This is a genomic window from Streptomyces sp. NPDC058464 (assembly GCF_042721035.1).
In the GTDB taxonomy this organism is placed as follows: Bacteria; Actinomycetota; Actinomycetes; order Streptomycetales; family Streptomycetaceae; genus Streptomyces.
This window is the reverse complement of sequence record NZ_JBHXMA010000050.1, coordinates 37,123-57,976: the sequence shown is the minus strand read 5'-3', so window position 1 is coordinate 57,976 and position 20,854 is coordinate 37,123. Positions and strand designations below refer to the sequence as shown.

At 73.3% G+C, this 20,854-nt stretch carries 12 protein-coding genes; 10 read left to right on the top strand and 2 right to left on the bottom strand.

The window, feature by feature from the left end; genetic code table 11:
* Positions 1 to 8 precede the first annotated feature (8 nt).
* Complete coding sequence (locus tag ACFWPQ_RS43500) at positions 9 to 1,793, bottom strand: serine/threonine-protein kinase (protein ID WP_384048175.1); 1,785 nt, start codon at positions 1,791 to 1,793, stop codon at positions 9 to 11.
* 417 nt (positions 1,794 to 2,210) lie between these two features.
* Here ACFWPQ_RS43500 and ACFWPQ_RS43495 point away from each other — a divergent pair, with 417 nt between their 5' ends.
* From ACFWPQ_RS43495 to ACFWPQ_RS43455, 9 genes are all read left to right on the top strand, one after another.
* A complete protein-coding gene (locus tag ACFWPQ_RS43495; protein WP_384048172.1) occupies positions 2,211 to 6,029 on the top strand; it encodes an FHA domain-containing protein in 3,819 nt (1,272 codons plus the stop codon).
* A 151-nt stretch (positions 6,030 to 6,180) separates the two neighbouring features.
* Positions 6,181 to 7,560 carry an ABC transporter substrate-binding protein gene (locus tag ACFWPQ_RS43490; RefSeq protein ID WP_384048170.1) on the top strand — a complete coding sequence of 460 codons (1,380 nt, stop codon included), beginning with the start codon at positions 6,181 to 6,183 and terminating at the stop codon, positions 7,558 to 7,560.
* Between the two features lie 7 nt (positions 7,561 to 7,567).
* A complete protein-coding gene (locus tag ACFWPQ_RS43485) occupies positions 7,568 to 8,902 on the top strand; it encodes a carbohydrate ABC transporter permease (protein WP_384048167.1) in 1,335 nt (444 codons plus the stop codon).
* 91 nt (positions 8,903 to 8,993) lie between these two features.
* Positions 8,994 to 9,833, top strand: coding sequence for a carbohydrate ABC transporter permease (locus tag ACFWPQ_RS43480; RefSeq protein WP_384048164.1), 840 nt, complete (start codon positions 8,994 to 8,996; stop codon positions 9,831 to 9,833).
* 165 nt (positions 9,834 to 9,998) lie between these two features.
* On the top strand, positions 9,999 to 12,260 hold the full coding sequence (locus ACFWPQ_RS43475) for a CDP-glycerol glycerophosphotransferase family protein (RefSeq protein WP_384048161.1): 2,262 nt from the start codon (positions 9,999 to 10,001) through the stop codon (positions 12,258 to 12,260).
* Between the two features lie 124 nt (positions 12,261 to 12,384).
* Complete coding sequence (locus ACFWPQ_RS43470; RefSeq protein ID WP_384048158.1) at positions 12,385 to 14,577, top strand: bifunctional glycosyltransferase family 2 protein/CDP-glycerol:glycerophosphate glycerophosphotransferase; 2,193 nt, start codon at positions 12,385 to 12,387, stop codon at positions 14,575 to 14,577.
* A gap of 2 nt (positions 14,578 to 14,579) precedes the next feature.
* Positions 14,580 to 16,832, top strand: coding sequence for a CDP-glycerol glycerophosphotransferase family protein (locus ACFWPQ_RS43465; protein WP_384048155.1), 2,253 nt, complete (start codon positions 14,580 to 14,582; stop codon positions 16,830 to 16,832).
* Positions 16,829 to 18,106, top strand: a complete 1,278-nt coding sequence (locus ACFWPQ_RS43460) for a hypothetical protein (protein WP_384048152.1) — start codon at positions 16,829 to 16,831, stop codon at positions 18,104 to 18,106. Before ACFWPQ_RS43465 ends, ACFWPQ_RS43460 begins: the two co-directional genes overlap by 4 nt.
* Positions 18,107 to 18,197: 91 nt before the next feature.
* Positions 18,198 to 19,817, top strand: a complete 1,620-nt coding sequence (locus tag ACFWPQ_RS43455; RefSeq protein ID WP_384048149.1) for a hypothetical protein — start codon at positions 18,198 to 18,200, stop codon at positions 19,815 to 19,817.
* Here ACFWPQ_RS43455 and ACFWPQ_RS43450 read toward each other — a convergent pair.
* Positions 19,807 to 20,223, bottom strand: a complete 417-nt coding sequence (locus ACFWPQ_RS43450) for an organic hydroperoxide resistance protein (protein WP_189268199.1) — start codon at positions 20,221 to 20,223, stop codon at positions 19,807 to 19,809. The genes ACFWPQ_RS43455 and ACFWPQ_RS43450 overlap by 11 nt on opposite strands.
* Before the next feature lie 135 nt (positions 20,224 to 20,358).
* Between ACFWPQ_RS43450 and ACFWPQ_RS43445 the strand changes: the two genes are divergently transcribed.
* Positions 20,359 to 20,853 carry a MarR family winged helix-turn-helix transcriptional regulator gene (locus ACFWPQ_RS43445; RefSeq protein ID WP_384048145.1) on the top strand — a complete coding sequence of 165 codons (495 nt, stop codon included), beginning with the start codon at positions 20,359 to 20,361 and terminating at the stop codon, positions 20,851 to 20,853.
* Position 20,854 lies beyond the last annotated feature (1 nt).

Here is a 20,854-nt window from a genome sequence, read left to right as displayed (position 1 = left end):
AGTCGCGGTCAGTTGCCGGAGCCGGAGCCGCTGCCCAGGTCGCCGACGAAGCTGCTGACCGAGTCCACCCAGTCCTTCAGCTGGCTCCAGTAGCCCCTGCCCTGTCCCACCCAGGTGTGCACCGGGGTCAGGTCCCAGATCAGCCAGCCCGCGACGAACAGGATGACGACCAGGAACAGGCAGCCCTTGAGGCAGCCGAGCCCGGGGATCTTCATCGGGTTGGCGCTGCGCTGCCGCGGCTCGCGCGGGGCCCGCTGCTGCGGCTCGGCGGCGGGGGGCGCGTAGCGCTGCTGAGGCTGCTGGGGCTGTTGCGGCGGGGCGTACTGCTGCTGCGGCCGGCCGCCGCCGTATCCGGCGGGCTGCTGCTGTCCGTAGCCGCCCGGCTGCTGGCCGTACCCGGCGGGCTGCTGGCCGTACCCGTCCTGTCCGCCCTGCCCGCCCTGGCCTCGCGGCTGCGGCCGGCGTACCGGCTGCTGCTGCGGGGCCTGGCGCGGCGGCTGCTGCTGCGGCCGGGCCACCTGCCGCTGCGGGCGGCGGCGCAGCGGGTCCTCGCCCGGGTCGAGGTACTGGACCTGGGTCTGTTCGTTGCGGTCGCGGGCCGCGCGGAGCTGGGTCTGCCAGGGGTGCGGCTGTTCCGGCTGCTGCTGGCCGGGCTGACCCGGCTGGCCCGGCTGCCCCTGGGGCATCGGCGGCAGCACGGCCGTCGGGTCGGCCGCGCCGGTGTTCGGCAGCACGGCGGTCGGGTCGGCGGCGCCGAACGGCACCGGACCGCCGGTGTGCGGCAGGAAGCTGGTCGCGGCGTTCGGGTCGTACGTCCCCATCGGCGCGCCCGTGTTCGGCAGCACCTGGGTCTGGTCGGCGGCGCCCGGTACGGCGGTCGGCGCCGGGTCGGGGGCGAGCAGCGCGCCGACGCCCTCGGCCGCCGCGATCTGCGCGGAGTTCGCGTGCACGCCGACGCCCTCGGCGACGACCCGCAGGCCGCGCGCGAGGTTCTCCGCGCTGGGGCGTTCGTCGGGGTTCTTGCGCAGGCAGCGCTCTATGACCGTCCACAGCGGGTCGGGGACGGTCGAGGGGCGGCGGGGCTCGGCGCTCAGGTGCTGGTGGAGGACTTCCAGGGCGCTGCCGCCGGAGAACGGCGGACGGCCGGTGACCAGCTCGTACAGCAGGATGCCGGCGCCGTAGATGTCGACGGCCGAGGTCTGCGGACGGCCCTCGGCGGACTCCGGGGCGATGTACGCGGGCGTGCCGACGAACTCGTGGGTGCGGGTCAGGCCCGGGGAGTCGGCGAGGCGGGCGATGCCGAAGTCGGTCAGCATCGGGTGCATCTGGCCGTTGTACTGGGCGAGCAGCACGTTGGCGGGCTTCAGGTCGCGGTGCACCACGCCGTCGGCGTGGCTGGCGGCGAGCGCGTCGGCCACCTGGGCGGTGAGCAGGGCGGCCGCCACGGGTGTGAAGGGGCCGTTCTCCCGCAGGTAGCGGTGCAGGTCGGGACCGTCGACGAGGTCCATGACCAGGGCGAGGAGATCGCCCTCCACGACGAGGTCCCGGACCCGGACGATGTTCGGGTGGGTGAGCCGGAGCAGGACGGAGCGCTCCCGCAGGAAGCGCATCACGATGTCGGAGTCGTTCGCGAGCTCTTCCTTGAGCACCTTGATCGCGACGGTCTCGCCGGGCTGTCCGGGCACGGCTGCCTCGGCGCCCGCGGTCTCCCGCTGGCGGGCACGCCAGACGGTACCCGTGGCGCCGCGTCCCAGCGGCTCCTCCAGGAGGTACTTGCTGCCTACCGGCCGCACGTCATGCACTCCCTGCTGCTTGCTGAATGTCTCCGACCCATGTGTCCGACCCACTGTAGTGCCGTGGTGCCTGGGACCGGGCTGTCGTCCGGCTGTGCCTTCCCCTCCCTCGTAGGGGGCCGATAAGCGTCCCGACGTATCCCCATACGTTGGCGTTCCTGTATGCGTTCGATGGAAAGACGCTTGCTTCGGTCCGCCGGTTGCCGGGCTCGGACGTGACCGATCTCAAGTGATCGCGCGCAAGGTATTGGTCAGGCACTTTTGGGGGCAGAGCTGACCAATCAAGATCACTTACCATCGGGGCGTGGGCACGTTGTCAGTGGCAGGTGCGAGGATGCGTGCGACAGCAGAACTCGCCCACGCGCTAGTGATGGTGGGGGGAAATCCGCGCCCGCGCAGAAGGGACCGCTGACGGCGATGCAGATCCGGCTGACCGTCGTAGACCCGCTGGGCCCTGCCGCGCAGCGGGGCCGGGCCGTGAGCCGGGACGTGCTGGTGACGGCGCCCTCGGGCACGGACCTGGCCGCGGTGGCGTCGGGGCTGGCCTCGGCGGTCACCGGGGACGGCAGCCTGGGCGGCCGTGAGCCGAGCGGTGCCCCGGTCGTGCTGTACGCCGGGATGGAGCGGCTGGACGCCCGCCGCCGCATCCTGGGCGAGCCCCCGCTGGTCGACGGCGCGGTGCTGTCCCTGGGCGCGCCCGCTGCCCCCGAGCCCCACCCCGAGCTGGACGACGCCCCGACCCAGCTGCACGTGATCGCCGGCCCGGACGCGGGCGGGGTCCACCTCCTGCACGGCGGCCAGATCACCATCGGCCGTTCCGCCGACGCCGACGTCCCGCTCGACGACCCGGACGTCTCCCGGCTGCACTGCGCGGTCACGGTCGCCGCGGACGGCCGGGTCTCGGTCGCCGACCTGCACTCCACCAACGGCACCGCCCTGGACGGCACCCGCGTCACCGACCACCCGGTCCGCCTCACCCCGGGCTCGCTCCTGCGCATCGGGGAGTCGGCCCTGCGGCTTACGCCGTCCGGGGGCCCGGGCGCCCGGGTGGGCACGGCACCCGACGGGGAGGGGTGCGTGCGGGTGCTGACGGGGAGCGAGGGGGCCGACGAGGGCGGTCCCGCCGGCCCCGGGGGCGGTACGGCCGCTCCGGCGGGCCGTACCCATCACGCCTACGGCACCGCGGGCTGGGGAGCCGCGGGCGGGGCGGCCGGGGGCCAGGGGCACGGCCCGGTGGAGCCACCGGTCGTACCGGCCCAGGGGGACGCACCGAGGATCGAGAGCCGGGGCGGGCTGCCGACGGCCGGCCGCGGGGACGGAACACCACGGACCGAGCGGACCGGGCGGAGCGAGCGGACCGGACGGGAGAGCGGACCGCCGGCCGGGCACGGCGGGTACGCGGGCGGGTTCCCGTCGGCCGCCGGTCAAGGGATCGAGCCGCTGTCCGCCGGGCCCGGGGGCGACGACGACCGCCACGGACACCCGGCGGCCGGCGAGCACGGCACGCACGGCACGCTGCCGGGTCCACGCGGCGGTTCCGGCACCGCACCCGGGTCGGGCGCCGCGCAGGGCCCCGTCCCGTCCCACGGATCAGGGGCCGCACCCGGTCATGGCGCGGCACAGGGCCCCGGCACCGCGCACGGCTCCGCCGTCAAGCACAGCTCGGGCGACACCCATGCCGGCCGCTCCGGAGCCCTCGGCGGCCCGAGTTCCTCCGCCGGCGCCGCAGGCACCGGCGCCACCCGCCCCGCGGCCTCCGCGGCCTCCGCCGCCACCGACGACAACCCCTTCACCGACACCTCCGCCGACACCCCCGTCGACGCCTCCGCCCCCTCCGGCAGGCGCAAAGGCACCCCCCTCCGCGGTACCGACGCCCCCGCCCTGCCCGCTGCCCGCAAGCGCGGCGGTGGGCTCGGGGCCTGGGCGCGGCGGCTGGCCGGCGGGCGCGGTGAGCCCCCGTCGGCCGTCGACGACGAGACCGCGGCGGAGGACGGCGGCACCGCCTCCGTCGGTCTTCCCGCCCAGCCCGAGACCTGGCCGGACCCCGCCGCCCTGCTGCTGACCGTGCTCGGCCCCGGCCCCCGTCTCTGGGAGCGCGGACCCGGCCACCCGGAGGCGCTCACCGTCCGGCTGGGCACCGCGGACCGCTCGGCGCCCGACGGTTCGGGTCTGCTCCCCGCCGTCCCGGTCACCGCCGATCTGCGCGAGGCCGGCGCCCTCGGCCTGGCCGGCCCGCGCACCCGTCTGGCCGGCCTCGCCCGCGCGGTGCTGGCCCAGCTCGCCGCGCTGCACTCGCCCGACCTGCTGGAGATCGTGCTGATCAGCGCGGACCGGGCCCGCCCCTTGGAGGAGCGCACGGCCGAGTGGTCCTGGCTCGGCTGGCTCCCGCACGTCCGCCCGGGGCACGGCCAGGACTGCCGCCTGCTGCTGGCCTACGACCGTGAACAGGCGGCGGCCCGCGTGGAGGAGCTGCTGCGGCGGACGGAGGAGCTGTCCGCCCCCCGAAGGCCGGCCACCCCGTCCGACCGCCCGGCACCGGTCCCGCCGCAGGCACCGGCATCCGCCCGTACGGCAGCGGACGCCTCGCCCGCCGAAGCCGCCCACCGCCCCTCCTGGGCCCACGACGACCTCGGCGTCGACGACGACGGCAAGGGCGGCTTCCCGGGGCCGTACACGGTCGTCGTCGTGGACGGCGATCCCGGTGGATCCGCGCTGCGCGAGGCGGTGGCCCGGCTGACCGTGGCCGGCCCGCGCGCCGGAGTGCACGTGATCTGCCTCGCGGAGACGGCGCCCACCTCGTCCACCTCCCCGGTCGACCGGACCTACGAGGAGGCGTGCGCGGTGACGCCGACGTTCCGGGAGTGCGGGGCGGTCGCCCTGCTCAGCGGGGACGTGGCGACGGCGCTGCACCTGATGCGGGTCTCCGCCGGTCACGGCGGCCATGCCGGTCACACCGGCCCGGTCGGCCCCGGCACCCTGGCCGCGGTGGACGCGGTCTCCCCCGCCTGGGCCGAGCGGTTCGCGAGGGCGCTGGCCCCGCTGCGCCCCGACGGCCCGGGCGCCGACCGGCACGCGCGCGTGGCCGCCCCGCTCCCCCAGTCCTCGCGGCTGCTGGACGAGTTGGGGCTGGCGAGGGCCACCCCGGCCTCGCTGATGGCCCGATGGGCGGACGCGGCCGACGACACCGAGTCGCTGGGCGGCCGGGCCCGGGCGGTGCTCGGCGCCGGACCGCGCGGTCCGCTCACCGCCGACCTGGTGGCCGACGGACCGCATGTGCTGGTCGAGGGCCCGCCCGGCAGCGGCCGTACGGAGCTGCTGCGGTCGACGGTCGCCTCGCTGGCCGCCGCCGAGCGGCCCGACCGGCTCGGGATCGTCCTGATCGACGGCCGCGACGGCGTCGGCAGCGCTGCCGGGCACGGCGAGGGCCTGCGGGTCTGTACGGACATACCGCATGTCACCACCCACCTCACCGCCAACGACCCGGTGCGGATGCGGGAGTTGGCGCAGTCGCTGAGCGCCGAGCTGAAGCGGCGGGCCGAGCTGCTGGGCCGTTCCGACTTCACCGACTGGCATGCGCAGCGCGAGATCTCCGGCCGCATCGTCCCGCAGCGCACCCGCTCCGCCGCCGCAGGCGCCGCCGACATAGAAGCCCCGCCGAGTTCGACGATCCGGCTGCGCCCGTCGTCCGGCGCCGCGGCCCGCGAGCGTACGGAGACACCGCCCCCTCTCCCCCGTCTCGTGGTCGTGGTCGACGACCTGGACGCTCTGGTCTCCCCCGCCCTAGGCTCACCGGGCCGCCCGGCCGCCGGTTCCGTGATGCGGGCGCTGGAGGCGGTGGCGAAGGAGGGCGACCGACTGGGCGTGCACCTGGTCGCGGCGGCCGGCGCAGGCGGCCGTACGGCGGAGACGGAACCGGCCCGGCAGGCCACCCTGCGCATCACCCTGGACACCCCGGCCGGCGGCCCCGACGAACCGGCACCGGGCCGTGGCCGTCTGACCACCCCGGACGGCCGGACCACGGCGTTCCAGACGGGCCGCGTCACCGGCCGCATCCCGCGCACGGCGACGCAGCGCCCCACGGTGGTCCCCCTCGACTGGCACCGCATGGGCGACCCCCCGGCCCGCCGCCCGGTCCGCGAACTGGGCAACGGCCCGACGGACCTGGCCCTGCTGGCCAGCGCGGTGGAGCGGGCGGCGAAGGAGGTCTCGGCGGCTGAGGTTCCTTCACTTCTCTGAGCGAGGGCTCCCGCCGGTCACCGATCACAACGCAGTCACGATCCCCCGCGCTGACCTGTCGGCCCACTTGCCGCATACGCGGCCCCCGCGTACACCGGAGCGCACGGCACAGAGTTCTGACGTTCAACGAGGAACGACGAACGGGGAAGTGATGCGCGTCATGAGCAACACCATCCGGACACACAGGACCCTCACCACACTCGCCGCTCTGCTCGCGGGATCCCTCGCGCTCACCGCGTGCGGAAGCAGCGACAAGAAGTCCGGCGGCGGCGACACCAGCACCGGCGCCACCGCGACCAGCACCCTCACCCTGCCGAAGCTCGACGGCACCACCCTGGAAGTGGCCGCCGTCTGGACAGGTCAGGAGCAGAAGAACTTCAAGCAGGTGCTCGCGGAGTTCGAGAAGCGCACCGGCGCGAAGGTCACCTTCGTGCCCGCCCAGGACCCGATCATCAACTTCCTGGGGTCGAAGATCGCGGGCGGCCAGCCGCCGGACATCGCGCTGCTGCCGCAGCCCGGCGCGATCAAGCAGGCCGTGCAGAAGGGCTGGGCGAAGCCGCTCGACGCGGACACGCTCGCGGAGGTGCAGAAGAACTACTCGCAGGGCTGGCAGGACATCGGCAAGGTCGACGGCAAGCAGTACGGCGTCTACTACAAGGCCGCCAACAAGTCGCTGGTCTGGTACAACGCGAAGGTCTTCGAGAACGCGGGGGCCAGTGAGCCGAAGACCTGGAAGGACCTGCTGACGACGTCTCAGGCGGTGTACGACTCGGGCGTCACCCCGTTCTCGGTGGCCGGCGCGGACGGCTGGCCGCTGACCGACTGGTTCGAGAACGTGTACCTCTCCCAGGCGGGCCCGGAGAAGTACGACCAGCTGGCCCAGCACAAGATCAAGTGGACTGATCCGTCGGTGAAGCAGGCGCTGACCACGCTCGCCGAGATCTGGGGCAACGCGAACTACCTGGCGGGCGGCCAGGACGGCGCGCTGCAGACGGAGTTCACCACCTCGGTCACCCAGACCTTCACGGGCGGCGACCAGCCGAAGTCGGCGATGGTCTACGAGGGCGACTTCGTGCAGGTCAACATCGGTGAGACCAAGGCGAAGGTGGGCACGGACGCCAAGGTGTTCCCGTTCCCGGCCGTCGGTTCGACCGCGCCCGTGGTCTCCGGCGGTGACGCGGCCGTCATCTTCAAGGACTCCGAGGGCGCCCAGGCGCTGGCGAAGTTCCTGGCCTCGCCGGACGCCGCGACGATCCAGGCGAAGCTCGGCGGCTATCTCTCGCCGAACAAGAGCGTGCCGAACTCGGCGTACCCGAACGAGGTGCAGCGCACGATCGCCAAGTCCCTGATCGCGTCCGGCGACGACTTCCGCTTCGACATGTCCGACCAGGCCCCACAGGCCTTCGGCGGCACCCCGGGCAAGGGCGAGTGGAAGGACCTCCAGGACTTCCTGAAGAACCCGAAGGACGTCGCGGGCGCCCAGGCGAAACTGGAGAAGGACGCGGCGGCCGCCTACGGCAGCGGAAGCTGACCCGGCGATGGCCGCACCCGCGACCACGGCCCCCGCTCCGCCTCCTGGCCACCGCAGGAGCGTGACCGGCACCCGGAAGACCGTGGCGGCTCTCTTCCTCCTCCCCGCCCTGGTGCTGCTCGGCGCGCTCGTGGTCTACCCGATCGGGTACTCGCTGATCCGCAGCTTCTACAACGCGGACGGCGACGGTTTCGCCGGCGTCGACAACTACAAGGCGATCTTCACGGACGACGGCATCCGCACCGCCCTGAAGAACAACGTCATCTGGCTGGTGTTCGCGCCGACGGTCTCCACCGCCCTCGGTCTGGTCTTCGCGGTGCTGACCGAACGGGTGCGTTGGGGCACGGCGTTCAAGCTGGTCGTCTTCATGCCGATGGCGATCTCGATGCTGGCCGCCGGGATCATCTTCCGTCTCGTCTACGACCAGGACCCGGACAAGGGGGTCGCCAACGCGGTCTGGGTCGGCATCCACGACACCTTCGCCCAGTCCTCGGCGTTCCCCAACGCCCACCTGGGCCGCGAGTCGCCCCTGACGGCGGATCAGGGCGGCTTCGTCACGAAGGCGACGGTCCACACCGGCCAGGCCGTCACCCTCCCCCTCCTCGGTGTGGCCCCCGACCAGATGCCCGACGGCGCGAAGAAGGCCGTGGCGGCGAAGCCCGACCCGGGGAGGATCACCGGCACCACCTGGCAGGACTTCACCCGCGGCAAGGGCGTCGGCACGCTGGGCGCCCCCGACCCGTCCGAGGTCGGCTACGACGGGATGCGTGTCGAGGCGGTGAAGGACGGCAAGGTGGTGGCGTCCACGAAGGCCGCGGCCGACGGCACCTTCACCCTGCCCGCCGCCGCCGACGGTGCCCGGCTCCGGCTCCCCGCGAGCAACTTCAAGCAGCCCTACAACGGCGTCGACTGGCTCGGCCCGTCCCTCGTCACGCCGGCCATCATCGGGTCGTACGTCTGGATGTGGGCGGGCTTCGCGATGGTGCTGATCGCGGCCGGACTGGCAGGTGTGCCCCGGGAGCTGCTGGAGGCGGCGCGGGTCGACGGGGCCACCGAGTGGCAGGTGTTCCGCAAGGTCACCGTGCCGCTCCTGGCGCCGGTCCTCGCGGTGGTCACCGTCACCCTGATGATCAACGTGCTGAAGGTCTTCGACCTCGTGTACATCATCGCGCCGGGCTCCTCGCAGGACGACGCGAACGTGCTCGCCCTGGAGCTGTACCGCAAGGGCTTCTCGGAGGGCCAGCCGGGCATCGCCAGCGCCATCGCGGTGTTCCTGCTGCTCCTCGTGATCCCGGTGATGTGGTTCAACGTCAGGCGGCTGCGGCGGGAGGAGCGGCGATGAGCGTGCACCGCCTGTTTTTCGGCTGGGGGTCCGGGGGTTACCCCCCGGGATGGCGCAGTAACGTCAGGCGGCTGCGGCGGGAGGAGCGGCGATGAGCTGGCTGCTGGAGAAGATCAACGGCGGTCTGGTGCGGGTCTTCCTGATCGTCGTCGCCCTGTTCTGGCTGGTGCCGACGATCGGTCTGCTGGCGTCCTCCCTCCGTTCCCCGGAGGACATGAGCGCGAACGGCTGGTGGCACGTGTTCGCCAAGCCGTCCCAGCTGACGTTCGACAGTTACCAGAAGCTCCTGGAGAACAGTGACATCACCAACTCCCTCTGGAACACGGTCCTGATCACCGTCCCGGCGACGGTCCTGGTCGTCATCGTCGGGGCGCTGGCGGGTTACGCGTTCGCGTGGCTGGAGTTCCGGGGCCGGGACTGGTGGTTCCTGATCGTGGTCAGTCTGCTGGTCGTCCCGGTCCAGGTGGCGCTGATCCCGATCGCCGAACTCTTCGGGAAGATCGGCCTGTTCGGGACGGTCTTCGGGGTGGTCCTCTTCCACGTCGGCTTCGGGCTGCCGTTCGCGGTGTTCCTGCTGCGGAACTTCTTCGCGGAGATCCCGCGGGAGCTGCTGGAGGCGGCCCGTCTCGACGGCGCCGGTGAACTGCGCGTGTTCACCCGGGTGGTGATGCCGCTCGGCGGGCCGGCGATCGCGAGCCTGGGCATCTTCCAGTTCCTGTGGGTGTGGAACGACATGCTGGTCGCGCTGGTGTTCACCAAGTCGAGCACCCAGCCGATCACGGTCGCACTCCAGACCCAGGTACGCCAGTTCGGCAACAACGTCGACGTCCTCGCGCCCGGCGCGTTCATCTCGATGGTGATCCCGCTGGCCGTGTTCTTCGCGTTCCAGCGGCAGTTCGTGTCGGGGGTGATGGCGGGCGCGGTCAAATAACCGCACAAGACCGTACAAGGGGCTCTCGAAAGGGGCGAGTCGGCCTTCGGCTCGCTCCTCCCCGCTCACGGAACGTAACCCACATGACGTAGCGAACCGTAACCGAATCACTCCATTGGCCGTTCCCGGGCAGAACGCCCGCGCCGACCGACCCATGGATGCCCCTTGCCCAGGTTCAGTGTCATTGTCCCCGCGTACCAGGTCCAGGCGTATCTGTCCGAGTGCCTGGACTCGGTGCTCTCGCAGTCGTACCCCGATCTGGAACTGATCGCCGTCGACGACTGCTCCCCGGACGCCTGCGGCACGATCATCGACGAGTACGCGGCGAGGGACGCGCGCGTGAAGGCCGTGCACCTGCCGGAGAACCAGGGCCTGGGCGGCGCCCGCAACGCGGGGATGGCGCAGGCGCGCGGCGACTACCTGCTCTTCCTGGACAGCGACGACACGCTGACGCCGGACGCGCTGCGGGCGATCGCCGACCGGATCAAGGAGACCGGCGATCCGGACGTGCTCGTGTACGACTACGCGCGGACGTTCTGGACGGGCCGGGCGGAACGCAACAAGGTCGCGCTGCACCTGACCGAAGAGGGTCCCGCGCCGTTCCGCCTTGAGGACCGGCCGGGTCTGCTGCGGGTGCTGATGGTGGCCTGGAACAAGGCGTACCGGCGGGAGTTCGTCGAGGAGAACGGCCTCGCCTTCCCGCCCGGCTACTACGAGGACACGCCCTGGACCTACCCGGCCCTGATGACCGCCGGGTCGATCGCGACCCTCGACCGGGTCTGTGTGCACTACCGGCAGCGGCGGCAGGGCAGCATCCTCGGCACCCGGAGCCGCCGGCACTTCGACGTCTTCGACCAGTACGACCGGGTCTTCGCGTTCATCGAGGAGCGGCCCGAACTGGCGCGCTGGCGGCCGGTGTTGTTCCGCCGGATGGTCGACCACTTCTCGACGGTGTTCACCAGGAAGGACCGGCTCCCGAAGGGCAGCCGCGCCGAGTTCCTGCGCACGGCCCGCGCCCACTACCGGCGTTATCACGCGGGGGGCTCGAAGATCCCGTTCCGTACCCGGCTCCGGCACGGTCTCGTCCACTACGGCCTGCACCGCACCTATCGCGCCCTCCAGCTGGCGATGTCCGCCCGCCGCCGCGCCCTCAAGGCCGGCGTCAAGTCCGTCCGCGGTCTGCGCTCGGCCCTGCTCCAGCTGCACTACCGCATCCAGCTGCGGCTCCCGCTGCGCGCCGACCGCGCGGTCTTCGCCGCCTACTGGAACCGCGGCCACGGCTGCAATCCGGGTGCGCTGGAGGAGGCGTTCCGCACCCACGCCCCGCACATCCGCACCTCCTGGATCGCCCGCCCGGAGCACCACCACACGGTCCCGCCGGGTCCGCGCCGGCTGCGGCCGGGCACCTTCGGCTACTGGACGGCGCTGGCCCGCTCCAAGTACCTGGTCAACAACGTCAACTTCGACCGGCGGCTGAAGAAGCGCCCCGGCCAGGTGTTCGTGCAGACCCAGCACGGCACCCCGCTCAAGCACATGGGCCTGGACCTCCAGGAGCACCCGGCGGCCGCCGCCGACATGGACTTCGAGGAGCTCCTGCGGGGTGTCGACAAGTGGGACTACGTCCTGTCCGCGAACCGGCACACCACCCTGACCTGGGAGCGTGTCTACCCCGGCGGCTACCGGACCCTCGAATACGGCTACCCGCGCAACGACGTCTTCCAGCAGGCCACCTCGGCCGACGTCACCCGGATCCGCGCGTCGCTCGGCATCCCCGAGGGCACGGTCGCCCTGCTGTACGCGCCCACCCACCGCGACTACCGGCGCACCCAGCGCCCCGCCCTCGACCTGGACCGGATCGTGCGCCGCCTCGGCCCGCGCTTCGTGATCCTGGCCCGCGCCCACTACTGGCACGGCGGTCCGCTCGCGTCCGGGGACCGGGTGATCGACGTCAGCGGCCACCCCCGTGTGGAGTCCCTCTGCCTGGCCGCGGACGCGCTGGTCACCGACTACTCGTCGATCATGTTCGACTACGCCAACCTGGACCGGCCGATCGTCGTGCACACCGAGGACTGGGACGCCTACAGCGCGGCCCGCGGCACCTACTTCGACCTGCGCTCCAGCCCGCCCGGCGCGGTCGCCCGCACCGAGGACGAGCTGATCGACATCTTCGCGACCGGCCACTGGCGCGGCTCCCGCTCCGCGCAGCTGCGCGCCGCGTTCCGCGAGCGGTTCTGCCGGTACGACGACGGACGCGCCGCCGAGCGGGTCGTCCGGCACGTGGTGCTCGGCGAGCCGGCCGGGCTGCCGGAGGTCGTCCCGCTGGAGCAGCGGCACCCCGTGCCCTCGGCGGCCGCAGGGCTCGCCCACTCCCCGCTGGCCACCGTTCCGCAACCTTCCGGCCATCTGCCCGTCACCGAGAGCCGCTGAACGCCGTTTGCCTTGCAGGGAGTTCCCTCATGCCCCCCAACACCTCGCGACCCACTCCGTCCCGGCCGTCCACCTGGCGACCGACGGGAAGGCCGGGCCGCATGCACACCTGAGAAAGAGCAGCATGACCCGCTTCAGCATCATCGTCCCGTCCCACGGGGTCGCCGGCCGGCTGTCCCAGGCGCTGGACTCGGTCCTCGCCCAGTCCTTCGGCGACCTGGAGCTGATCCCGGTCTGCGACGCGCCCGACGCCCCGGCCGCCTCGGTCGCCGCCGCCTACGCCGAGCGGGACTCCCGGGTGGCCCCGGTGCACTCGCCGCCGGCGGCCGGGCTGAGCGGGGCCCGGAACACCGGGATGCGCGCGGCGAACGGCACGTACCTGCTCTTCCTCGACGGCGACGACGTGCTGGTCCCGGGCGCGCTGGCGCTGCTGGACGCCCGGCTCGCCGAGACCGGTGACGTGGACGTCCTGTATGCCGAGCACGAGCGGGCGCCCTGGTGGGAGGGCGAGCCGGGCAACCCGGCGGCCCCCCTGCTGGCGGGCGTCCCGGACGGCGCCTTCGCCCCGGACCGGGCGCCCCGGCTGACAGGCGTGGCCCTGCCCGCGTGGAGCGCGGTCTACCGCCGTGCCTTCCTGGCCGAACGGCGGCTGAGCTTTCCGGACGGATACTTCACGGACCTCGGCTGGGGCGGCCTGACCACCGTCGCCGCCGAGCGGATCGCTGTGCTGCGCTCGGTGGTCGTACGGCACCGGCCGCGCCGCCAGGGCAGCCGGCTGAACCTGCCCGGGCCGCACCAGCACGAGCTCCTCGACCAGGCGGAGCTGGTCCTTGAGCGGGCCGCCGCGCTGCCCGGGGAGCGGGCGCGGGCGCTGTTCGAGCAGGTCTTCGGGGTGGTGCTGAAGACGGCCGCGCGGCCGGACCGGATGCCGTCCGGGCGCCGGGCGTTCTTCTGGCGGGCGGCCCGGCTGCACCGCGCGCACCGGCCGGACGGGTTCCGGATGCCGGGCGGGAGCGTGGGTGTCCAGCACCGGCTGCTCGCGGCGGGCGCGTACACGGCGTTCCGCGTGCTGCGTGGTGCCAACCGGGTCGCGGCCTCGGCGGCCGGGCGGCTGCCGCGCCCGCGCCTGCCGCTCACCCGGCTGCGGTACGCCCTCGACCTGCGCCGCCCGCTGGACCAGAACCTCGCCGTGTACTGCGCGTACTGGGGGCGCGGCTACGTCTGCAACCCGGCCGCGATCCACGCCGTGGCCCGCGAACTCGCCCCGCACCTCCGCTCGGTGTTCCTGGTCGAGGCAGGCCAGGAACACACCGTGCCGGAGGACGTCGAGTACGCGGTGATCGGCAGCCGCCGGTACTGGCAGGTACTGGCCCGCGCCAAGTACCTCGTCAACAACGCCAACTTCGCCGAGGGGATCGTCAAGCGGCCCGGCAGCGTGCACGTCCAGACGCAGCACGGCACCCCGCTGAAGAAGATGGGCGTCGACCAGTCGACGTACCCGGTGGTCGCCGCGCAGACCGGCAGCTTCACCAAACTCCTCGGCCGCGTCGACCGCTGGGACTTCAACCTCTCCGCCAACCGCCACTCCACCCAGACGTGGGAGCGCGCCTTCCCCGGCTCGTACCGGACGCTGGAGTACGGCTATCCGCGCAACGACGTCTACTACACGGCGACCGCCCACGAGGTGGTCCGGGCCCGCCGCAGGCTGGGCGTCCCCGACGGCAGGACGGCCGTGCTGTACGCCCCCACCCACCGCGACCACCACACCGGTTTCGAGCCCGGCCTGGACCTGGAGGCGTTCTGCGAGGCGGCCGGCGAGGACGTCGTCGTGCTCCTGCGCGCGCACTACTTCTACGACCGGGGCCCTTCGGCGGGCACCGGCCGGGTCATCGACGTCACTGCGCACCGCTCCGTCGAGGACGTGTGCCTGGCCGCGGACGCGCTGGTCACCGACTACTCCTCCATCATGTTCGACTACGCCAACCTGGACCGGCCGATCGTCGTGTACGCCGACGACTGGGAGGTCTACCGGCAGACCCGGGGCGTCTACTTCGACCTGATGGCCGAGCCCCCGGGGCCGGTCGCCCGCACCCCCGAGGAACTGGCCCGGATCTTCCGCGACGGCTCCTACCGGGGCCCGGAGTCCCGGCAGCTGCGGGCCGACTTCCGCGCACGCTTCTGCCAGTTCGACGACGGCCTGGCCGCCGAGCGGGTCGTGCGCCGGGTGTTCCTCGGCCGGCCGCCGGAGGACATCCCGGCGGTGATCCCGCTCGCCGAACGCCTGCCCGCCCCGGCCGCGACCCTCGTCAGGAGCTGACCGTGCCCCGACTCAGTGTGATCATCCCCTGTTTCAAGGTGCAGGGCTTCCTCCGGGAGTGCCTCGACTCGGTCCTGGAGCAGTCCTTCCACGACATCGAGGTGATCGCCGTCGACGACCGCTCCCCGGACGGCTGCGGCGCGATCCTCGACGAGTACGCGGCCCGCGACCCGCGTGTGCGGGTCCTGCACCTGCCGGAGAACGTCGGCCTCGGCCGTGCCCGCAACGCCGGACTCCCCTACGCCACCGGTGACTTCCTCCTCTTCCTCGACAGCGACGACACCCTCGTCCCGGGCGCGCTGCGCGCGATCACCGACCGGCTGGCGGAGACCGGCGACCCGGACGTGCTGGTCTTCGACTACGCCCGCACCTACTGGTGGGGCGGGACCCGGCGCAACGCCCTCGCCGAGGTGCTCGGCGCGACGGCGGACGTGTTCACGGCGGCTGAACGCCCCGAGATCCTCGACCTGTTGATGGTGGTGTGGAACAAGGCCTACCGCCGGGACTTCGTCGAGGAGAACGGCTTCCAGTTCCCGCCGGGCTACTACGAGGACACCCCCTGGACCTTCCCCGTCATGCTCAGCGCGGCCCGGATCGCCACCCTCGACCGGATCTGCCTCCACTACCGCCAGCGCCGGCAGGGCAACATCCTCTCCACCACCAGCCGCAAGCACTTCGACGTGCACGAGCAGTACAAGCGGGTCTTCGCCTTCGTCGACGCCCGCCCGGAGCTGGCGGCCTGGCGGCCTTACCTGCACCGGAAGATGGGCGAGCACTGCCTGGACATCCTGGCGAAGCCGGACCGGCTGCCGCCCGCCGCCAAGGGCGAGTTCTTCCGGCGCACGGCGGAGCTGTACCGGGCGTTCCGGCCTGAGGGGGCCGACCCCGGTTACCCCGGTGACCTCGGTGACTTCGGTGACCTCGGTGACTTCGGTGACCTCGGTGTGCTGGGCGTGCTCGACGGGTCGTACGCCTCGTACCGGCTGCGGCAGCAGGCCGGGCGGGTCGGCCGGGAGAGCGGTCGGCAGGCGCTGCGGGTGCGGCGGGCGGCGGAGGCCCGGGCCCGGCGCGCGCTGACCGGGCTGCGCGGCCTGCGCCCCCTGGACGAGGAGCTGGTCCTGTACTCCGCGGCCTCGCACCAAGGGCTGCGGGGCGACCCGGCGGCCGTGTACCGCGCGGCCCGGGAGATCGCCCCGCGGCTGCGGGGCGTCTGGGTGGTGCGGGACGCGGAGGTCGCGGCGGGGCTGCCGCCCGGCGTGCAGCATGTGCTGCTGGACTCCCCGGAGTACCTGCGGCTGACCGCCCGCGCGAAGTTCTTCGTCAACGACGTCAACTGGCCCGGCACACTGGTGAAACGGCCCGGCAGCGTGCACGTCCACACCCACCGGGGCACCCCGCTCAAGTACCTGGGCGCCGACCTGCTGGGCAAGCCCGGCGCCCGGCTCGGCTTCGACGTCCCGCAGATGCTGCGCCGGGCCGACCGCTGGGACCACAGCCTGGTCGCCAACCGCCACTCGGAGCTGGTGTGGGAGCGGGCCTACCCCTGTCACTTCGCGTCGGCCCGCACGGGCAGCCCGCGCAACGACGTCCTGGTCACCGGCGGCCGGACGGACTTCCGGGCCCGGCACGCCATTCCCGCCGACCACACGGTGGTGCTGTACGCGCCGACCCGCCGCGACTACGTCCGGGGCGGTCACGTCGACCGGATCGACCTGGCCCGGTTCGCCGCCGACCTCGGCGAGGGGCACACGCTGGTGGTCCGGCTGCACCCGGCCCTCGCGACCGGTCCGGCACGCGGGACGGGCCTGGCCGAGCTGCACCGGCGCGGCATCGTGGTCGACGCGACCGGCGAACCGCACGCCGAGGAGGTCATGCTGGCCGCGGACGCCCTGGTCACCGACTACTCGTCGATCATGTTCGACTACGCCAACCTGGACCGGCCGATCGTCGTGCACGCCGACGACTGGGCCGCGTACACGGCGAGCCGCGGCGCCTATCTCGACATCACCGCCGAGGCGCCGGGCCATGTCTCGCACTCCTACCGGGAGTTGGCGTGGCTGTTCGCCTCGGGCGGCTGGCGGGACGAGGAATCGGCGCGGCTGCGGGCCGACTTCCGGTCCCGGTTCTGCGAGTTCGACGACGGCCGGGCCGCCGAACGGGTCGTACGGACGCTGCTGCTCGGCGAGTCGATGCCGGAGCCGCCGGCCCGGGTGCCCGGTCCGGCCGGGGCACGTGACCTGCTGGCGTCGACGTGAGACCGCGTACCTGGGTGCTCGTGCTGGCCGCGGTCTTCGCGGTGCTGCAACTCGCCGACGTCACCGGCCGGGACACCCCCGACTCCAAGAACTACGTGTCGTACGCGCTGACCCTGGCCGGGGCGGGCAAGCGGGAGGCGGCGGCCGAGACGACGGACTGGGCGTGCGCCGGCGAGGCGTCGGCGGCGGAGCGCGCCCAGCGCGTGGACGTGCTGCGCTTCCACGGGCCGAGTCCGGCGGACCGCGTGTTCGCGGACTGCCGGGCCGGTGAACTGGGGCGGGTGGAGCGGCGGTTGCGGGCCGGGGGCGCGCAGACGGACGGGCACGTCGTGCCGTTCGTGGCCCCCCGGCTGCGGCGGATCTTCGAGGTGCGGCCGGGCTATCCGGTGTTCCTGGTGCCGTTCGTCACCGTGTTCGGGGTGACGTGGGGGGTATGGCTGGCGAGCGTGCTGGTCGCGGGCGCGGGCGGGGTGCTGGTCTTCCTGGTGCTGCGGACGGTGTCGGTACCGGTGCCGCTCGCGCTGACCGGGCAGATCCTGTACTACGTCCTGCCGGTCGGCACGACCGCGATGCGGCCGATGGCGGAGGGCCTGATGCTGGCCCTGACCCTGACGGCGGTGTGGGGCTGCGCGCTGGCCCTGACCGGGCGAGTGCGGGCGGGGACGGCGCTGGTGGCGGGCACGCTGCTCGCGCTGTTCGCGGTGAAGCACTCGCAGGCGCTCTTCCTCGGCGGGTGCCTGGCCGGGGCCGCGGCGGTGGTCGCGCTGTGGCGGCGCCGGCACGGCCGGGGACCCGGGCGCGCGGTGTCGGCGATCGCGGTGGCGGGGTGCGGGGCGATCGCGAGCACCCTGCTGCTCGCCCGGCTGCTGCGCTATCCCTCCGAGGCGGAGAGCGTGCAGGATCTGCTGACCGTCCACTACACCCACCCGGACCGGGCCCACCCGTGGCGGGAGTTCCTCCATCTGGAGTTCGACTTCTGGGTGGAGTGGCTGCGCCGGCAGCTGACGGAGCCGCTGTTCCCGGCCGCGCTGGCGGCCGGGGCGTGGGGAGCGCGGCGGCGGCCGGCCTTCGGTGTCTTCCTGCTGGCGGCCGCCGCAACCGGGATCCTCACCCAGGCCGGGCATCCCGACATCACCGTCTTCGGCGACCGGCTGATCGTGCTGGCCTGGCTGCTGCCGGTGCTGGGCGTGCCGCTGCTCCTCGAACCGCTGCTGCGCCGACCGGTCCCGGTTCCCGCGCAGGGGTCGCCCAGGGCGGTCGGCGTCACTCGATGAGGTGGGCGTCACTCGATGAGGTGATGGACGGCAACGCCGTCGGGACGGACGGGAACACTTGGCAAATGGTCCGCCCTGTCCGTTTCCTCCGGTGAGCACCGGCGCCCTGCTCCGGCGCGCCATGCGTGGCTCCACCGCCCTGCGCGGCGGCCGGGTCCGCAGACTCACCCCGTACCAGGTCTTCGGCCTGCTGTTCTGGCTGCTGATGACCCTCGCCTACTGGCGGGTGCCGCCGTGCTGCGAGGCAGGGCTCCACGCGGCGGCGGTGGCACGGCTGCGGGCGGGCCTGACGGACCCCGCCGTGTCCCCGTACGTGCTGGCGCAGGGTGCGCTGGCCCGGCTGACCGGGCTCAGCGGCTGGCAGCTGCTGCGGGTGTGCGGCCCGCTGAACCTGGTGGTCCTGCTGACGGGCCTCGGCCGGCTGGTCCGGGTCCTCACCCCGCGGCCGTGGGCGCCGGTACTGACGCTGGCCTTCCTGTCCGTGCTGTGGGGCACGCGACCGGCCTGGGGCGGGGGCTCGCTGGCCCTGCTGCCGCTGACCGGCAGCCTCGGCTACCCGTCCGCGTTCGCCCTCGGCCTCACCTTCTGGGCCTGGTCCCTGACCGGCGCCCGCGCCCGTGATCTGCGCCGGGTGCGCTACGTCGGCCCGAACGGCCTGCGCAGCCTGTCCGGATACGCGGCGCTCGGACTGCTGTACGGGACGGTGGCCCTGGTCGACCCGGTGACCGGAGTGGGCGCGGCGGCCGGGGCGGTGGCGTTCGTGGCGGGGTGGCAGCGGGGGTGGCGGGGCTCGGTATGGGGGCGGTGGGCGCTGACGTGCGCGGTGGCGGCGGCGGTGCTCGCCTTCGGGACGCACGCGCGGGTGCCGGCGGCTTCGCCGTACGAGCCGTACGTGTCATCCGCGCTCTACGGGTCGCACGCGCCATACGGGTCGCACTCGTCATACGGGTCGCACGCGCCATACGGCTCGTACTCGTCATACGGGTCGTACGACGGGTCGGTCGGGTCGGTCGGGTTGGCCGGGCTGACCGGATGGGCGGGTCAGTGCTGGCTGGCCCTGCTCGGGGTCCCGGCGCTGTGGCTGCGGGCGCGGCGGGCGGCCGGGGTCGGTCCGCCGAGTTCGCTGGGTTCGCTGGGGTCGCGGGGTTCGCTGAATTCGCCGGGGCTTGCGGCACGGCGTGATCCGCTGGTGCTGTTGTTCGCCCTGGAGTGCCTGGTGCTGGCGGGCGGCCGACTCGTCGGCGTGCTCGGCCTCGCGCTGCTGGCGCCGCAGTGCGCGCTCGCCGTGGAGCTGGCGGCGGAACGGCCCTGGCCCCGGTGGCGGCGGGCGCTCGGCTGGGCCGCGGCCGGCGGGGTCTGCCTGGGCTTTCTGGCCGCGCAGGCCGGAGCGGTCGTACCTCGCTCGGTGGACCCGGTCGGCTTCGTCCAGCCACCGCGCTGGCCGTCGTACGACTGGGCGGCCCGGCACATCGGCCCGGGGGAACCGGTGATCACGGACGCCTACTACGCCGTCCGGCTGCTCCCCGGGTACGGCATCGACCTGACCGACGGCCACGACCACCGCCCCCGGGTGCGCTGGCTGCTGCTGACGCGGCAGGAGCGGCTGCCCGCGGAGGCGGTGGTCGTGGACTGGAGCCGGCGCACCGGCGAGGTGCTCGCGCGGCTCACCCGGACGCGGGACGCGTCCCCGGCGCCGCTGACTACTCGATGACGAGGTCGACCGGGATGTTGCCCTTGGTGGCCTTGGAGTAGGGGCAGAAGGCGTGGGCCTGGTGGACCAGCTTCTCGCCGGTCTCGTTGGCGAGCGCCTCGGGGAGCTCGACGCGCAGGGTGACCTTGAGCGCGAAGCCGCCGTCGGACTCGTCCTTGCCGATGCCGACCTCGGCGGTGACGGAGATCTCGCCGGTGTCGACCTTGGCCTGGCGGCCGATGGCACCGAGGGCGCTGGCGAAACAGGCGGCGTAACCGGCGGCGAAGAGCTGCTCGGGGTTGGTGCCCTGGCCGTTGCCGCCCAGCGCGGGCGGGAACGCCAGCGTCAGGTCCAGCTGCCCGTCCGAGCTGACCGCCCGTCCTTCCCGGCCGGTGGCGGTGGCGGCTGCCGTGTAGATGGCGTCCATGGAAGACCATCCCTCTCGAAGTACTCGAAGTCTCGGTGTTCCGGCGGCTCCCGTTCGGCCGCCCTCACGACGACAAGTAGAGCACACAACTCAATTGCGCACAACTAAATGACCCACAAGCGCTACCCTTGAACCATGACCGCGACAACCCCGGCCCCCGGCCCCGCCGCTCCTCCCGAGGCGCAGTGGCTCCACCTGGACCGCCAGATCTGCTTCTCCCTGCACGCCGCGTCCCGCGCCTTCAACGGCGTCTACCGCGTGATCCTCAAGGACCTCGGACTCACCTACCCGCAGTACCTGGTGATGCTGGTGCTGTGGGAACAGGGCGACCTGCCGGTCAAGAAGCTCGGCGAACACCTGCGCCTGGACTCCGGCACCCTTTCGCCGCTGCTCAAGCGCCTGGAGTCGGCGGGCCTGGTCCACCGCGAGCGCAGCACACGCGACGAACGCTCGGTGGAGGTACGGCTCACGGAGGAGGGCGCCGCGCTGCGGGAGCGGGCCCTGGAGGTACCGCGCCGGATCGTCTCGGCGACGGGGTTCGACGTGGACGAGATCCGGGACCTGAAGGCGCGCCTGGACCAGCTGACGGGAACGCTGGACGCGGCGGCCGCGGAGGAAGGGGCGCGCTGAG

Excerpts from the sequence above, each read along its gene's own strand:
- ACFWPQ_RS43495 (WP_384048172.1), top strand. The coding sequence starts at position 2,211 with ATGCAGATCCGGCTGACCGTCGTAGACCCGCTGGGCCCTGCCGCGCAG.
- ACFWPQ_RS43490 (WP_384048170.1), top strand. The coding sequence starts at position 6,181 with ATGCGCGTCATGAGCAACACCATCCGGACACACAGGACCCTCACCACA.
- ACFWPQ_RS43485 (WP_384048167.1), top strand. The coding sequence starts at position 7,568 with ATGGCCGCACCCGCGACCACGGCCCCCGCTCCGCCTCCTGGCCACCGC.
- ACFWPQ_RS43480 (WP_384048164.1), top strand. The coding sequence starts at position 8,994 with ATGAGCTGGCTGCTGGAGAAGATCAACGGCGGTCTGGTGCGGGTCTTC.
- ACFWPQ_RS43470 (WP_384048158.1), top strand. The coding sequence starts at position 12,385 with ATGACCCGCTTCAGCATCATCGTCCCGTCCCACGGGGTCGCCGGCCGG.
- ACFWPQ_RS43450 (WP_189268199.1), bottom strand. The coding sequence starts at position 20,223 with ATGGACGCCATCTACACGGCAGCCGCCACCGCCACCGGCCGGGAAGGA.
- ACFWPQ_RS43445 (WP_384048145.1), top strand. The coding sequence starts at position 20,359 with ATGACCGCGACAACCCCGGCCCCCGGCCCCGCCGCTCCTCCCGAGGCG.